This is a genomic window from Gelidibacter maritimus, assembly GCF_014062315.1.
In the GTDB taxonomy this organism is placed as follows: Bacteria; Bacteroidota; Bacteroidia; order Flavobacteriales; family Flavobacteriaceae; genus Gelidibacter; species Gelidibacter maritimus.
This window is the reverse complement of the sequence record NZ_JACGLT010000018.1, coordinates 46095-60983: the sequence shown is the minus strand read 5'-3', so window position 1 is coordinate 60983 and position 14889 is coordinate 46095. Positions and strand designations below refer to the sequence as shown.

At 39.9% G+C, this 14889-nt stretch carries 13 protein-coding genes; 6 read left to right on the top strand and 7 right to left on the bottom strand.

Annotation, left to right across the window (positions count from 1 at the left end; genetic code table 11):
* Positions 1–11: 11 nt before the first annotated feature.
* Positions 12–1595 carry a cellulase family glycosylhydrolase gene (locus H3Z82_RS16895; RefSeq protein WP_182206680.1) on the top strand — a complete coding sequence of 528 codons (1584 nt, stop codon included), beginning with the start codon at positions 12–14 and terminating at the stop codon, positions 1593–1595.
* Positions 1596–2048: 453 nt separating this feature from the next.
* On the opposite strand, the gene H3Z82_RS16890 is transcribed toward H3Z82_RS16895, so the two are convergent.
* A complete protein-coding gene (locus H3Z82_RS16890; RefSeq protein WP_182206679.1) occupies positions 2049–2873 on the bottom strand; it encodes a 3-keto-disaccharide hydrolase in 825 nt (274 codons plus the stop codon).
* Positions 2874–3233: 360 nt separating this feature from the next.
* Here H3Z82_RS16890 and ald point away from each other — a divergent pair, with 360 nt between their 5' ends.
* Positions 3234–4349: an alanine dehydrogenase gene (gene ald, locus H3Z82_RS16885; RefSeq protein ID WP_182206678.1), complete on the top strand. Its 1116-nt coding sequence runs from the start codon at positions 3234–3236 to the stop codon at positions 4347–4349.
* Positions 4350–4656: 307 nt separating this feature from the next.
* Here ald and H3Z82_RS16880 read toward each other — a convergent pair whose 3' ends face one another.
* Both H3Z82_RS16880 and H3Z82_RS16875 read right to left on the bottom strand, forming a co-directional pair.
* Positions 4657–5259, bottom strand: coding sequence for a gluconate 2-dehydrogenase subunit 3 family protein (locus H3Z82_RS16880; protein ID WP_182206677.1), 603 nt, complete (start codon positions 5257–5259; stop codon positions 4657–4659).
* Positions 5256–6956 carry a GMC oxidoreductase gene (locus H3Z82_RS16875; RefSeq protein WP_182206676.1) on the bottom strand — a complete coding sequence of 567 codons (1701 nt, stop codon included), beginning with the start codon at positions 6954–6956 and terminating at the stop codon, positions 5256–5258. The genes H3Z82_RS16880 and H3Z82_RS16875 overlap by 4 nt, the downstream gene beginning before the upstream one ends.
* A gap of 189 nt (positions 6957–7145) precedes the next feature.
* On the opposite strand from H3Z82_RS16875, the gene H3Z82_RS16870 reads away from it, so the two are divergent.
* The 4 genes from H3Z82_RS16870 to H3Z82_RS16855 all read left to right on the top strand — a co-directional run bounded on the left by H3Z82_RS16870 (position 7146) and on the right by H3Z82_RS16855 (position 11798).
* Positions 7146–8117: a sugar phosphate isomerase/epimerase family protein gene (locus H3Z82_RS16870; RefSeq protein WP_182206675.1), complete on the top strand. Its 972-nt coding sequence runs from the start codon at positions 7146–7148 to the stop codon at positions 8115–8117.
* 32 nt (positions 8118–8149) lie between these two features.
* Positions 8150–9664 (top strand): Gfo/Idh/MocA family protein, encoded by a 1515-nt coding sequence (locus H3Z82_RS16865; protein ID WP_182206674.1) that lies wholly within the window; start codon positions 8150–8152, stop codon positions 9662–9664.
* Between the two features lie 47 nt (positions 9665–9711).
* Positions 9712–10482: a 3-keto-disaccharide hydrolase gene (locus tag H3Z82_RS16860; RefSeq protein WP_182206673.1), complete on the top strand. Its 771-nt coding sequence runs from the start codon at positions 9712–9714 to the stop codon at positions 10480–10482.
* A gap of 170 nt (positions 10483–10652) precedes the next feature.
* Entirely contained in the window at positions 10653–11798 is a 1146-nt protein-coding gene (locus H3Z82_RS16855) for a Gfo/Idh/MocA family protein (protein ID WP_182206672.1), read from the top strand.
* 83 nt (positions 11799–11881) lie between these two features.
* Here the strand turns inward: H3Z82_RS16855 and H3Z82_RS16850 are convergent, their stop codons facing one another.
* The 4 genes from H3Z82_RS16850 to H3Z82_RS16835 form a co-directional block, all read right to left on the bottom strand.
* Positions 11882–12259, bottom strand: coding sequence for a hypothetical protein (locus H3Z82_RS16850; RefSeq protein ID WP_182206671.1), 378 nt, complete (start codon positions 12257–12259; stop codon positions 11882–11884).
* A gap of 214 nt (positions 12260–12473) precedes the next feature.
* Positions 12474–12776 carry a type II toxin-antitoxin system RelE/ParE family toxin gene (locus H3Z82_RS16845; protein ID WP_182206670.1) on the bottom strand — a complete coding sequence of 101 codons (303 nt, stop codon included), beginning with the start codon at positions 12774–12776 and terminating at the stop codon, positions 12474–12476.
* Positions 12760–12993 carry a hypothetical protein gene (locus tag H3Z82_RS16840; protein WP_182206669.1) on the bottom strand — a complete coding sequence of 78 codons (234 nt, stop codon included), beginning with the start codon at positions 12991–12993 and terminating at the stop codon, positions 12760–12762. Before H3Z82_RS16840 ends, H3Z82_RS16845 begins: the two co-directional genes overlap by 17 nt.
* Positions 12994–13160: 167 nt before the next feature.
* Positions 13161–14888 carry a thiamine pyrophosphate-binding protein gene (locus H3Z82_RS16835; RefSeq protein ID WP_182206668.1) on the bottom strand — a complete coding sequence of 576 codons (1728 nt, stop codon included), beginning with the start codon at positions 14886–14888 and terminating at the stop codon, positions 13161–13163.
* Position 14889: the final 1 nt, after the last annotated feature.

The window sequence follows — 14889 nt, the reverse complement described above, 5'->3', positions numbered from 1 at the left end:
AGAGTCAAATAATGATCAAATTTCAAAAAAGAATAGTGTTATTATTGATTGCGGTAGTGTTTTTAAGCTGTGATAATAATAAAGAAAAAACAGATATTAATGCGAGTTTGCCAAGTACAATTACCGTAGAAGGTGATCGGTTTGTTGATGATCTTGGCAGACAGGTTATTTTAAATGGTGTGAATGTAGGCAGCAAGAATAAAGAGGAGGGCTATATTTTTCAAAGTGGCCCTGAACTGTATGCCAACCTAAAAAAACATGGCGTAAATACCATTCGCTTCCTCATCATTTGGGATGGTTTGGAACCTGAACCAGGCGTTTATAATGAAGACTATCTCAAAGAAATAGACCAAAGAATTCAATGGGCGGCAGACAACAATATTTTTGTGGTATTGGATATGCACCAGGATCTTTTCAGTGTAAAATACAGTGATGGCGCCCCTGAATGGGCAACATTGGATGAAGGCAAACCGCATACCACTGGAGCTATTTGGAGCGATGCTTACCTGTTGAGCGAAGCGGTACAAACCGCATTTGATAACTTCTGGCGCAATAAACCTGCCGCTGATGGTGTTGGCATCCAAGACCGATATATCGCTTTATGGCAGCATATTGCAAAACGTTACGCCAACAACAAAACGGTTATTGGTTATGACATTATGAATGAGCCGTTCCCCGGTTCTTCAGGAGTGCAATCCACCATGGTCCTGTTGGGGGCTTATGGTCAACTGCATTACAAACTGACAGGTGAAGTGCTTACAGAAGAACAATTGGGTGCCATGTGGTCTGAAGAAGAGAGCAGAATGGAAGCCTTGAATGTCATCTCTACAAAAGAGAATTATGATTTTGTGATTAGTCAGCTTTTTGATTTGGTTAAGGAATTTGAATCGAAACACTTGCAGGACATGTATCAAAAAGTGAGTCATGCCATTCGAGAAGTGGATAATAATCATATTATATTTTTAGAGCATAGTTATTATGGGAATACGGGTGTCGCCAGTAGTATTGAACGCGTGTCGTTGGCAGATGGCAGTCCAGATCCTTTAGTGGCTTATGCCGCCCATGGTTACGATTTGGTAGTGGATACCAAGGCAGCAGCTTTAGCAGCTAATGAACGTGTGGATTATATCTTTGAACAAATCAATAAAAAAGGAGAACAATTGAAAATGCCGGTTTGGCTTGGCGAGTGGGGTGCGTATTACGACAATTCCGAAACGGTCATTCCTACGGCCGTACATTCCGTTGGCTTAATTGAAGAGCATTTGTTTGGCAATGCCTATTGGTCTTATACCAATGATCTTGAAGACATGGAATACTTCAATCAAGTATTGGTGCGGGCCTATCCAGCTTATACCAATGGTCAATTATTAAATTATCGTAATGATTTTGACAGCAACACCTTTACGATGGCGTGGGAAGAAGAAGGCATGAACAATAATTCGCCAACGGTTATTTATATTCCGAATATTTCTAAATTAAATAAGGAAGAGATCAAAGATTTTTCAATTGAAAAAATCAAGGATTCTGATGCTGGCTATTTAATTATTCCGACGTCAGAAACGAGTGGCAAAAGAACCTTAAATTTAACTTTTTAAATCAACATTACAATAAACTCAGGATCTATTCGCAAAACTGCCGAATGGATTGGAGGCCAACCACGATCATTGAAAAACCCAGATGAAAGTCTGGGTTTTCATTTTTGCTTTAGAACTTATAGGTAGTGTTTATTCACAGGGCCATTTTATGTGCTATATCTATGTTGTTAAACCTTAAGCTTTATTGTTTGGTGGTCCATTTAGCGCCATGGAAGCGTCATCACATCGGTCGATAATGGTCTAATTAAGCATCGTCTGGATACGTTAATAATCACCAATTTTATAATTAAATTATTTGAAGCATTCTTTTAGCTCCAGAGGAGCGACATATTTATAGCTAATTTTTTAGCATGTCGTAAGAGCTCTGTAGGAGCGGCATCTAATCGGAGAATCGTAATACTAAATATTTAGGGTCAATCATCTAATAATCATCAATTTCTTGTTTTTGATTTTCTACAATTCCAACAATTCAATATGTCTAAATTCGGTTGGATGGCTTTCGCTTTGCAAAGAAATATAGCCTCCCTTTATGGTTTCACCTATTTTATCTTTATAGGCTGGGCTATAATCATCCATATCGGCACCGCCATATTGCGGTTTTGAATACCTCAGCACTTCCTTGCCATTAACTTTATGGATGATTAAAGAATCGCTGTGCACCTCAACCTCCAGATCAACCCATTGGTCGCCATAATAAGTGTCAGAATTTGAATTGACACAATGTTGGGTAATCAATTCACCATCCATGACCACATTGGTGCCAGGGGTGCATAAGTTTGCTGTTGAGCGGCTTTCACCTTCGGTAATTCCACCTAACATCTGAACCTCGATGCTCAATGGGAAATTTTGGTCCTTAGCCATGTTTTTAGGGTCTTCAGAGTGAATCATTATACCACTATTTCTTGTGGCCCATCCTGCGCCACCTTTAATTTGCTCTCCAGTAAAACGGTATTGCATTTTTAATCTGTAATTGGAAAAGGGTGTTTTATAGAAAAGATGACCATACCTTTCATTGAAGTTGTCATTATATCCTTCATAAGAGACTTTAATCACGCCATCTTCCACCCTAAAAGTATCGTGAATATTATCACCGAAATCGTAGCCTTTAATCTTAGGTGTCCATCCATCTAAATTTTGACCGTTAAACAACGATACCCAATTTTCGGTGACTTTTTCTTCAACTAAGAGATTGGAATTTTCAGTTTCGGTTTTCGATTTACAGCTCACAATAACCAAAACAGTTAAAGCAATTAGAATTTGGCTGGTTTTTTTGTGCATATTTATAAGTTTGATGGTTTTTTATTGAATTGTGATACTTTAAGGTTTATCAACAGAGCTATTATTGCTAATGCAATCGCAGTAGTAGAATGTATATGATGGTTTTTCAGATTATTGTTGATGCTCTAATTTATCGAAAGATAGATAATTAATAAAGAGAGTGCAAGTTGTATATAGGAGTGAAATAGCTTTAAATTCAAACAAATGATCAGAACCATTAACCAAATGAGATTTTTTAAAAACAGCAGTTTGTTTTTTAATGTTTCGATGGCATCGGCACTAACTCTCGCCTAATTTTATTAAATTGTTCATTTCAAAAATTTGAAGCATTTAAATAAGATTAAAACTAAATTATAAATTATGATTATTGGTATCCCAAAAGAAGTTAAAGCAGACGAAAATCGTGTTGCAATCCAACCAAGTGGCGTTTTAGAAATGAAGCGGAATGGTCACGAAGTCCTCATCCAGAAAGGTGCAGGAGTTGGAAGTGGATTTGTCGATCAACTTTATATAGATGCTGGCGCTACTATTTTGGACAATGTGAACGAGTTATGGAAGCGGGCAGAAATGATAATGAAAGTAAAAGAACCTATTCCTCAGGAATACCCACTGATGCGCGAAGGTCAAATTGTTTTTACGTTTTTCCATTTTGCAGCCAATGAAGCCTTAACTAAGGCAGTGTTGGATTCTAAATGTGTGGCCATTGCTTACGAAACGGTAGAAGAAGAAAACGGAAACTTACCTCTGCTTGTGCCTATGAGTGAAGTAGCGGGCAGAATGGCCGCTCAAAAAGGAGCGGTATATTTGGAGAAAACCAAAGGGGGACGTGGTGTGTTAATGGGTGGAATTACCGGTGTAAAACCTGCGAGAGTACTTGTACTGGGCGGTGGAAACGTTGGCGTTAATGCGGCAAAAGTGGCGGCTGGAATGGGAGCAAATACCACCATTATGCATACAACGATCTCAAGACTAAGTTATTTGAATGACGTATTGCCAAAAAATATAAACACCCTCTTCTCAAACCCGGCCAATATTAGAGCCATGCTTCCGGTTGTTGATTTAATTATTGGAGCAGCCTTAATACCTGGAGCAGAAGCTCCAAAATTAATCACCAGGGATATGCTCAAAGAGATGCGACCAGGTACCGTAATGGTAGACGTTTCCATTGATCAAGGCGGCTGCTTTGAAACGTCAAGACCAACTACTCATGAAGATCCTGTTTTTGTTGTAGATGGTGTTACCCACTATTGTGTTACCAATATGCCTGGGGCAGTACCTCAAACTGCGACTGTAGGTTTGACCAATACCACCTTGAATTATGCCATTGAAATTGCCAATAAGGGGTGGAAGCAAGCGCTCAAAGAGGATAAAGAGTTACAAAAGGGACTTAATATAGCCAACGGTACCATTGTTTATCAACAGGTTGCCGAAGCATTTAATATGGCTTGGGAACCAATTGATAGTGTGTTGAATTAGGATCGTCAATAGTGAGTAGATAGTCCTGTGCTTTAGTGCTATCATCCTCATAACTGTCAGGTTGAGAGCAGTCGAAACTTAAGTTATTTCAATGCATAGTTTGCGACTGCGCTCCAACAGACCTATAGGTCAGGTTCGGCTATTGGATAGGGATTGAGTTGATCAGAAGCTATAATTGGGTATAATCTTTTGCTTCTAGGGGTTACTAAAAGACATACATTCTGCATGAGTGGATTGGATCTCCAAGTCAAACCTTGTCGACTATGAAGATTTTGAATGAGTTCACCTCAGTATAACCAATTTGACTTTATAAAGACCATGCTTTGCCTCCGGTGGCTTCTTCTACAGAGATGCATCCTTTTTGTACCCCAGGAACAGGATCATACGCCAAGACATTCTTACCTATCTCTCGACTTGTTTTATAGGCCCAAACCGATTGGTCGCGGAGTCTGGATAAGGTCATAAAAACCAAATCTTGTGCTTCGATATAAGTTATTCGTTGCGCTTTGGATATTCTGAGGTATTTAGATAATATAGCGTCATAATCCTTTTCTTTTAAAGTGATGGGCTGTTCTGGATCAATCGCTTGGTCTAAAACACCCAATTCTGACATAACCGCATCAAAACCTAATTGGTAGAGGTCTTTATCGGCATCGCTTAAGGTTTCGTGTATATAAAGATCAATAAACTTAGGCACATGCACATCTAATGCACCTGGAGCGTCCTTCGTTTTGGGTAAAATCAAATCCACTAAACGTTCCAATACGTGGGCCTGATTTTCTGAATGGAATAAAGGGGTCCATTTTTCAGCGGATGTCGTACAGCTTTGTAACATGCCTAATATGGTAGGCGTTGCAATAACGTAGCCTAATGATAAACCTAAGCCTTTAAGTGCTTCTCTTCTATTCATGATGAGGTGGTTTTGTTTGATTTGAATTGCTCGATGGCGTGATGTGCAGCTCTCGCGGTTATTGCCATATAAGTCAACGATGGATTTTGACAGCCCGCTGAGGTCATACATGCGCCGTCGGTAACATAAACATTAGGCACGCCGTGTACTTGATTATGGGCATTAAGCACGGAGGTTTTTGAATCTCTTCCCATGCGTGCCGTTCCCATTTCGTGAATGCCGATGCCAGGCGCATGCCTTACATCAAAAGTCTTGATATCTTTAAAGCCTGCTTTTTCTAGCATTTCCGCGGCTTGCTGTTTGATATCCTCACGCATGGCCAACTCATTTTCTTTCCATTCGGCATCAAAGGTAACTGTCGGTAAGCCCCACTCGTCCAATTTTTCATAATCCAAAGTCATTTTGTTATCATGATAAGGCAAGCATTCTCCAAAGCCCATAATGCCCATAGTCCACTCGCCTGGCTTTAAAATAGCTTCCTTGAATTTTTCACCGTAGCCTATTTCTGCAACGTGCTCTGCAATTCCGCCTCTGCTGCCACCGCCTTGATAGCCGTAGCCTCTTACAAAGTCTTTCCGCTCTGTGGCTTCATCTCCTAAATTTCTAAATCTCGGAATATAAACCCCGTTTGGGCGTCTTCCAGTATAATACTTATCGTCATAACCTTCTACCCGAGCGTTGGCTCCTGCACCTAAATGATGATCCATGATATTGTGTCCTAACTCGCCCGAGTCGTTGCCCAATCCATTCGGAAACCGTTCTGATTTCGATTGCATTAATATAGATGCTGAAGGAATGGCAGAAGCGCAGCAAAAAATGATATCGGCATTAAAAACAAAGGTTTCTTTGGTCTCGGCATCGATAACCCTAACACCCGTTGCTTTTTTTAAAGTATCATCATAAATGATTTCATGGACAATGGAATACGGTCTTAATGTCATGTTGCCAGTGGCTTCGGCAGCAGGTAATGTTGAAGAGTTACTGCTGAAATAGGCTCCATAAGGACAGCCTCTAATACATCTATTTCTATATTGGCAATTGCTTCTGCCCTTATGATTGTGCTCACCAGTAAGATGCGCAACCCTTCCAATGGTCAACAGCCGATCATTATAGTGACTCGCCAATTTAGATTTGAACTCCTCCTCAACACAAGTAAGCTCCATTGGTGGTGAAAATATGCTATCCGGCAAATGTGGGAGTCCAAGTGCCTCACCACTGATACCTACATGTTTTTCGACATAATCATACCATGGTTCAAGGTCTTTATAGCGTATGGGCCAATCCACACCATGGCCATCTTTGATATTGGCAGTAAAATCCAAATCGCTTAACCGGTAACTCTGACGTCCCCATGTAAGCGATCGCCCACCAACGTGGTAACCGCGCATCCAATCAAAACGCTTAGTTTCATTATAGGGGTGCTTAATATCGTCAACAAACCAGTGTTTGCTTTCTGCAGCAGTAGTATACCCTGTTCTGGATTGTTTTTCCTGTCTTTTCTTCTCTTCAACGGTCGTGGCGCCGCGTAATTTTAAATCCCATGGGTCATCGTGCATGGTTGGATAATCGCCGTGCTTTACCATTCGGCCTCTTTCAAGAACTAAGGTTTTAAGGCCGTTTTCACAGAGCTCTTTGGCCGCCCAACCGCCGCTAATTCCCGTGCCAATGACAATGGCATCATAATGATCTTTTATCATCTTCTGTATTTGTTTTCAGAGCTATTTATCCTGACTAAATAAGGAAAATAGTTTCAAACCTTCTAAGGTCGCATATCAATTAAAGGCTAAACTTACTCATTTTAGTGAAATTCTGATATAACTTTAGTAAATTCATCGCTCTTTATTTTTTGAGAGAAATAATTTTAAACTGATTAAACCAAAAGCATCATGATTAGAAAAATTTTTATTCCATTTTTTTTGTTGTTTCTTGTAACATCTACACTTGTTGGGTGTAAAGAAAGTGCATCCAAATCTGATAAAGACCTTGTCTTGAATGAGGATAAGGAGCTCTTTTTTAAATTGTCATTAGCGCAGTGGTCTTTGCATAGAGCTATTGGAAGCGATAAATTGGATCCGTTGGATTTTGCCGAAAAAGCCAAGTCCATGGGGTTTGAAGGTATTGAATATGTTTCGGGACTTTACAATAAAAAGATAGAATCCATGGGAATGCAAACCTTACTGGATAGCTTAAAAGCAAAAAGTGAAGCGCACGATATTGAAAATGTATTGATTATGATTGATGGTGAAGGCAATTTGGCTGCATCTGACGAAGAAGAAAGAAATCAAGCGGTTGAAAATCACAAAAAATGGGTCAATGCAGCGGAGTTTTTGGGCTGTCACTCCATTAGAGTTAATTTATTTGGTTCTGACAATGCGGATGATTGGATTGCAAATGCCACTATTGGTTTAAAGCAGTTGGCAGAGTACGGCCAGTCTAAAGGTATAAATGTGATAGTTGAAAACCATGGCGGATTTTCTTCTAACGCCGATCTTTTAACTCGTGTTATAAAAAATATAGATATGGATAATTGTGGCACCTTGCCTGACTTTGGCAATTTTTGTGTAAAACGTGATAGTGGTGGAAATTGGGGAGGAAATTGTGTAGAAGAATATGATAAATACAAAGGTACCGAAGAGATGATGCCTTTTGCCAAAGGCGTCAGTGCAAAGTCTTATAATTTTGATGATGAAGGCAATGAAACGACACTTGACTATCCTCGTCTTATGAAAATTGTAAAAGACGCTGGATATACCGGTTATGTGGGCGTGGAATTTGAAGGCAGCAATGTCAGCGAAGAGAAAGGCATTGAATTGACACGAGATCTCTTGATAAAAATTGGAAAAGAACTCTCCAAATAAATACACTTAACTCATCTAAATTCGTATAAATTATGAGCAAAACAAAAAAAGACCATACCATGTCCAGACGAAAGTTTGTAGGCATGTCCATGGCAGCTACGGCGGCTTTTTCCATCATACCTTCTTATGCAGTAAGCGGACTAGGCCATGTTGCACCGAGTGACAAGTTGAATATTGCCGGAATTGGCGTTGGTGGGATGGGTCTTGCTAATCTAAAAAACTTAGCGTCTCAAAATATCGTCGCACTTTGTGATGTCGATTGGAAGTACGCCGCAGGTGCAGCAAGCACATTTCCCAAGGCGAAAAAATATTGGGATTGGCGTAAAATGTTTGATGAAATGGGCAAAGATATAGATGCAGTTGTGATTGCCACAGCTGATCATACCCACGCTATTATTGCGGCACATGCCATGACTATGGGCAAGCATGTCTTTCTTCAAAAACCTTTAACCCACTCGGTTTATGAGTCGCGGTTATTGACAAAATTGGCTGAAAAACACAAAGTGGCTACACAGATGGGGAACCAGGGTGCTTCTGGAGAAGGTGTTGCCAAAACTTGCGAAATTCTCTGGAGTGGCGCTATTGGCGATGTCACAAGAGTAGAATCGTTTACGGATCGTCCAATCTGGCCACAAGGATTAAATACACCTGAACGCGGCGATTGGGTTCCAGACACCTTAGATTGGGATTTATTTACTGGTCCTGCCAAGATGAGACCTTATAATGAAGTATATCACCCATGGAATTGGCGGGGCTGGTGGGATTATGGTACAGGGGCTCTTGGAGATATGGCCTGCCATGTCTTGCACCCTGTGTTTGAAGGGCTTCAATTAGGATACCCGAGCAAAGTGCAAGGAAGTTCGTCATTATTATTGAATGATTCTGCACCGGTATCCCAAGCGGTTAAATACACGTTCCCATCGCGAAAGGCAAGAAAGGGTAAAATAAATCTGAAGGAGGTAGATGTGCATTGGTATGATGGCGGCATCAAGCCAATGTTGCCAGATAATTGGCCGGCCGGAAAAAATCCAAATAAATCGGGTGGCGGCACATTTTTTTATGGTACTAAAGATATCCTTCATGTAGGATGTTACGGAATAGAGCCTGAATTAATGTCGGGTAAATCTATAAATGTCCCTAAAACCGAAAGAAGAGTAGAGGAGGAATTGGGATTGTCTTGGACCAGCGGTGCACACGAAATGGATTGGGTGCGCGCTTGTAAGGAGAGTCCGGAAAGTAGAAAACCAACAACCTCTGATTTTGCTGAGGCAGGACCTTTTAACGAAATGGTTGTTATGGGCGTCCTGGCGGTAAGACTTCAGGCCTTAAACAAGATTTTGGAATATGATGGTGCAAATATGAAGTTTACTAATATTGGCGCCAATGAAGAAATTAGAACAGTAATCAAGGACGGCTTTAAGATTCACGACGGACATCCTACATTTAATAAAGACTGGACAGAGCCTATGAATGCAGTTGCATACTCGGAAGAACTTATAAAACACACCTATAGAGAGGGTTGGACTTTACCGGATATGCCTGCTTAGTATATAGAATTTTAATATAAAACATATAAATTTAAAATAGTAAACCAATGAAAAAATTAAGTGCGATTGTAATTTTTAGCTTAGTGCTCATGCCATTTTTATCCAGCTGTAAAGAAAAGGCGAAAGAAACAACTCAAACAGAAACCGAACCTATGAATGAAACTATTGAAAGTGATGAAAGTGATGATTGGATCGTCCTTTTTGATGGCACGTCTTCAGAAGGTTGGCGAGGTTATAAAAAGGATCACTTTCCTGAAGCTTGGAAAATTGTTGACGGGACTATCCATTGTATCGGATCAGGTCGAGGCGAAGCCGGTCATAAAGATGGCGGCGATATTATCTATGATAGAAAGTTTAAGAACTTCACCTTGAGCTTAGAGTGGAAAATTTCTGAAGGCGGAAATTCCGGCATCTTTTATCTTGGTCAGGAAGACTTGGATTATATCTGGAAAACGGCTCCTGAAATGCAAATTTTGGACAACGACAAGCATCCTGATGCCAAATTAGGTAAAGACGGTGACAGACAAGCAGGGTCATTATACGATTTGATTCCTGCAAAACCACAAAACGCCAAACCTGTAGGCGAATGGAATCAAGTGGAAATTACCGTGTATAATGGCACTGTGGTCCATAAGCAAAATGGTGTCAATGTTGTCGAATACCATTTGTGGACACCAGAATGGAACGAATTGGTTGCTGGAAGTAAATTTCCGGAACTAAATGAGGATTGGGCAGATGTAGCCAACGAAGGTTATATTGGATTACAAGACCATGGCGACGACGTTTGGTTTAGAAATATTAAGATAAAAGAATTATAAGCAGAGGTTGGTCAAAAACCTAAGCTCAACATATTGAAATTCCTCGTGCCCTGAATAATCTTGATTGGCAACATATGTTATTCCATCAAATTTATCATTCTAACGCACAAGGAATTTCTGTTTAGGTAATTTTAACTTCAAAGTAAAATATCAAAATATATTATAAAAATATGAGAAAATTAAGAATGGGAATGATCGGTGGAGGTATTGGCTCTTTTATTGGTGATGTACACAGGAAAGCTTCTGCCCTTGATGGAAAGATTGAATTGGTCTGTGGCGCATTTAGTAGCACTGCGGAAAAATCAAAAGCATCAGGACAGGCATTGTTGCTTCCTGAAGATCGCTATTATGGGAGTTTTGAAGAAATGATTCTTAAGGAAAAGGAATTGCCAGTAGATATTCGTATGGATTTTGTAAGCATTGTAACACCTAACCATATGCACTTTGCGCCTGCTAAATTGGCCTTGGAAAATGGGTTCCACGTGGTGTGCGATAAACCGCTGACCTTAACTGTAGACGAAGCGAAAAGATTGGAAGACCTCGTAAAATCTACTGGTTTACATTTTGCATTGACTCATAATTATCCTGGAACTCCAATGGTGAAACAGGCAAAAGCCATGGTTGAAAACGGAGATCTTGGAAAAATCAGAAAAGTACAAGTCCATTATTTACAGGGTTGGATGGCAACTGCCGTTGAAGATTCGGGCAATAAACAAGCCGCTTGGCGCGTGGATCCTTCAAAATCAGGCGTTGGTGGTGCCTTGGGAGATATCGGGACCCATGCCCATAATATGATAGAGTATGTTACTGGATTAAAAGTTAAGGAGCTGGCGGCAGATTTGGGTAAGGTTGGAAAGGGTCGCCTTTTGGACGATGATGGAAATATCTTACTGCGCTTAGAAAATGGAGCAAAAGGAACGATGTCTTTTTCCCAAATTGCCGTGGGAGAAGAAAATAATTTCTCGATTAGAGTTTATGGTGAAAAGGGCAGTTTGGAGTGGCATCAGGAAAACCCAAATGAACTGATCACCCGATGGATAGACCGTCCAAAAGTGGTATACACACCTAACGGACATGAGCTTTATCCAAAAGCTATAGCAGCATCTCGAATTCCGGCTGGACATCCCGAAGGTTATTTGGAAGCCTTTGCCAATGTCTATAAGAATTTTGCTACACACGTAAACTCATCCCTAACGACTACGAAAATTGAAACACCTGATTATCCAACCGTTTCTGAGGGCATTAGAGGGGTGCAGTTTATTCATGCCGCCGTTGAAAGTGACAAACAAAATGCGGCTTGGGTGAGTTTGGGGTAAAGTTTATGAATGTGAGATGAAGGGCGTTATTCTAACGTTATCTTTAATCCAAGCCATAGATCACGATGTTTTTGATGGACATTTTATTGTTTGGTCAAAGTGTATTTATCACCAATCGGATTAGTCATTGTTAGTGAATTTTCACCTACACGAAAAGTCCATTCATCGCTCAAAATCAACGACCAATCAAACTCGGCAGTCCAAGGGCACTCATTAACAAAGCTTATCGTGTTTCCGGAAATTGAGTAAGTTCCATTGCAAATTGCTGGGAATTTTTCGATTTCACTCTGCCCATTAAATGACCCATTATTAAAACGCAATTCAACTTTAGAAGTATTTTCATTACGCTCAAAAATCCCGATATAATCCCCATTTATTTCAGAATGGAAACTGTCATCATCATTTTTGCAAGAAGAGATGATCATGAAAAGTCCGACGAGGATTAAGATTTTTGATCTCATAGTGATGTTTTTCTAAAGATTCCATTGGTGAGCGAAGGTTGCGTCATATAAAAACTACAACATTTCGTGTATGGGCAGCGGCGTGGGACGTCACGGACAATTCTAAACAGGTGCCTGCCAGAGGAAAATTCGTCCTGTCACTTTTTAGCGTAAAGGATTTTGTAAGTAGGAGAAGGTAAGCCATTACTTATACACATCTTGTTGTGCAACGGTTTTATATCCTTTTCTTATTTGGGTTCTTTCTGTTCGAAAATAATGAAACAATCTCAATTGAATTTTTGTTAATTCGATAATAAAGATTGTTATGTTTTTCAACGACAGCTTTACGGATATTCTTTTTCTTAAATGATTCAGGGAAAATTTCAGGCATTTTCGAGATCAACTCAATCGTGTGGTCCAATTTTGCGACAAACTTACTTATTTCTTTTTCAGTCCAGTTGTTTTCGAGGTATTCAATAGTTTCCTTTAATTCAGAGATTGCGTGGTCAGTCCACAGTATCTTATAACCACTTTTCATAAATTTCTCTCACGTTTGAGTGGGAAGTCAATTTTCCGTTATCAGCATCTTGAATTCCTTTTTCAATAGATTCTTTTTCTTTAGCTGAAATTTCTTTCCACCAATCGGTTTTTTCATTTTCTCTTAATTTCATTAGTTTGTCAATTATAGACTTGTCGTTCAATGTTGACAACCATTGAATTAATTCAATTTTTTTATTATCTAAACTTAACTCCATAGTATCAAAGTTACAAATTTAATCCTAGCATTTAATTTTTGAGTGTATTTTTTAACGGCTGCACAACTTCAAAATAAAACAACTCCTTAATCTCGTTTTACCATTAGTTGAATATCTTGCGTGCTGATTATTTGCAGAAAGCCATGGAACTTCAATTAATTAGTATTTTACCCCAGAATCTTTCTCTTTACCGCTCTACCAATAAATCGAACTTTGTCGCTCAATGGAAATTTGCCTAACACGCTTTTTACAACACCTTGGGTAAATCGGGTACGTTTTTTATAATCGATATGTACATCTACCAAGACCGTTTTATTTAATTGCGCTGCTTTGAGAGCCTTACTGATAATGTCGTCAATTTGATCGTCATTTTCAATAACTAAATAGTCGGCGCCAACCGCATGTGCAATGCCATCAATGTTGAAATCGCCCAATACAGTAGCTGTCTTTCTATTATAAGGGATTTCTTGACCCTGTGATATTTGGGAAAGCTCACCGTCATGGAAAACGAAAATTGCAATCCCAAGTTCATTTCGTTTTGCGGTCAACAATTCGAGTCCAGTCATCAAAAAGGCCCCATCGCCAACAATGCCGACCACTTGTTTATTTGGATTGGCAAATTTTGCCCCAATGGCTGCTGGCACGCAATAGCCCATACAATTGAAATCGGTGGGACTAATTAAATGCTTGCTTTTTAGATTTTGAAATAATTCAACCGTCAAAAACGTGTGGTTGCCATCATCTAAAACAGTAATAGCATCATCGTCGAGATGTGCTCTTAAACTCTTGAAAAAGTGATAGGGATTGACTCGGTCGAATTTAAAATCTGACCATTCCTTAAAATAGGCCTGTCTGTCTTTCGCTATGGAGCTAGTTAAATTAGGATTGGATTTTTTAACATTCTTGTTGATGAGTTCTGCCAACAAACTGTCCAAAACCAACTTGGCATCGCCTTGAATGGCCAATTTGCTCTTGTAATTCTTGTCAAATACATTTTCATCAATATCAATATGGATCAAATTTTCTGGTACTTTGGCTCCAAAACTGCCTGTTGGAATTTCCGCAAATCGCGTGCCCACGGCAATTAAACAGTCTACATCCTTAAAAGCGTTTTCTGACGCCGGTACGGATGCTGGACCAAAGCCCATTCCCGTAAATAATTCATGATCGCCCGGAAATACACTAAATCCTTGCAAAGTTGTAGATACTGGAGCATTTAATCTCTCGGCAATTTGGATGCTTGTTGCTGTTGCCTCTTTTGCGCCCCATCCTAAAAACAGTCCTACTTTTTTAGATTCTGAAATAATCTTGACAGCTTCGTCCAATTGCGTGGCGGTGACCGTCGGTTTAAGCTCAGGTTTCTTAAACGTTAGAACCTCCGAAACCTCGCCTTTAAACATTTGAATATTTGTGGGTATTTCAATAAAAACAGGCCCGGGATTTCCAGAGATGGCAATGGTATAAGCTTCAAAAACACTGGCCATAATGTCTTCATGCTTTTTGATATGATAGGTTTTTTTAGTGATGCCGCTCAATACCGAATGCATATCCCATTCGTGAAGTTGATAGCTTTTATCAACATCGGTACGAATGCCGCCAGAAATAATAAGCATGGGAATCCCATCCAAAAAAGCTTCGCCTATTCCGCTTAGGGCGTGAGTAATTCCAGCGGCTGGCACAATAACCATGGTGCCAATAGTCTCTGAAGTGCGACTGACCGCATCGGCCATAAATGCACCACCACCTTCATGAGTGACCAGAATAGGTTTGATTTTTGAAGACTTGTTCAGCTCATCATAAATTTCGGTATTGTGCACTCCTGGAATACCAAAGGTATGCGATATTGGTAATTGCTCCAATGCATTGACCAGTAACCATGCGCCTGTTTTCTTCATA

Excerpts from the sequence above, each read along its gene's own strand:
- H3Z82_RS16865 (WP_182206674.1), top strand. The coding sequence starts at position 8,150 with ATGAGCAAAACAAAAAAAGACCATACCATGTCCAGACGAAAGTTTGTA.
- H3Z82_RS16895 (WP_182206680.1), top strand. The coding sequence starts at position 12 with ATGATCAAATTTCAAAAAAGAATAGTGTTATTATTGATTGCGGTAGTG.
- H3Z82_RS16840 (WP_182206669.1), bottom strand. The coding sequence starts at position 12,993 with ATGGAGTTAAGTTTAGATAATAAAAAAATTGAATTAATTCAATGGTTG.
- H3Z82_RS16855 (WP_182206672.1), top strand. The coding sequence starts at position 10,653 with ATGAGAAAATTAAGAATGGGAATGATCGGTGGAGGTATTGGCTCTTTT.
- H3Z82_RS16860 (WP_182206673.1), top strand. The coding sequence starts at position 9,712 with ATGAAAAAATTAAGTGCGATTGTAATTTTTAGCTTAGTGCTCATGCCA.
- ald (WP_182206678.1), top strand. The coding sequence starts at position 3,234 with ATGATTATTGGTATCCCAAAAGAAGTTAAAGCAGACGAAAATCGTGTT.
- H3Z82_RS16870 (WP_182206675.1), top strand. The coding sequence starts at position 7,146 with ATGATTAGAAAAATTTTTATTCCATTTTTTTTGTTGTTTCTTGTAACA.
- H3Z82_RS16890 (WP_182206679.1), bottom strand. The coding sequence starts at position 2,873 with ATGCACAAAAAAACCAGCCAAATTCTAATTGCTTTAACTGTTTTGGTT.
- H3Z82_RS16880 (WP_182206677.1), bottom strand. The coding sequence starts at position 5,259 with ATGAATAGAAGAGAAGCACTTAAAGGCTTAGGTTTATCATTAGGCTAC.
- H3Z82_RS16845 (WP_182206670.1), bottom strand. The coding sequence starts at position 12,776 with ATGAAAAGTGGTTATAAGATACTGTGGACTGACCACGCAATCTCTGAA.
- H3Z82_RS16850 (WP_182206671.1), bottom strand. The coding sequence starts at position 12,259 with ATGAGATCAAAAATCTTAATCCTCGTCGGACTTTTCATGATCATCTCT.
- H3Z82_RS16835 (WP_182206668.1), bottom strand. The coding sequence starts at position 14,888 with ATGAAGAAAACAGGCGCATGGTTACTGGTCAATGCATTGGAGCAATTA.
- H3Z82_RS16875 (WP_182206676.1), bottom strand. The coding sequence starts at position 6,956 with ATGATAAAAGATCATTATGATGCCATTGTCATTGGCACGGGAATTAGC.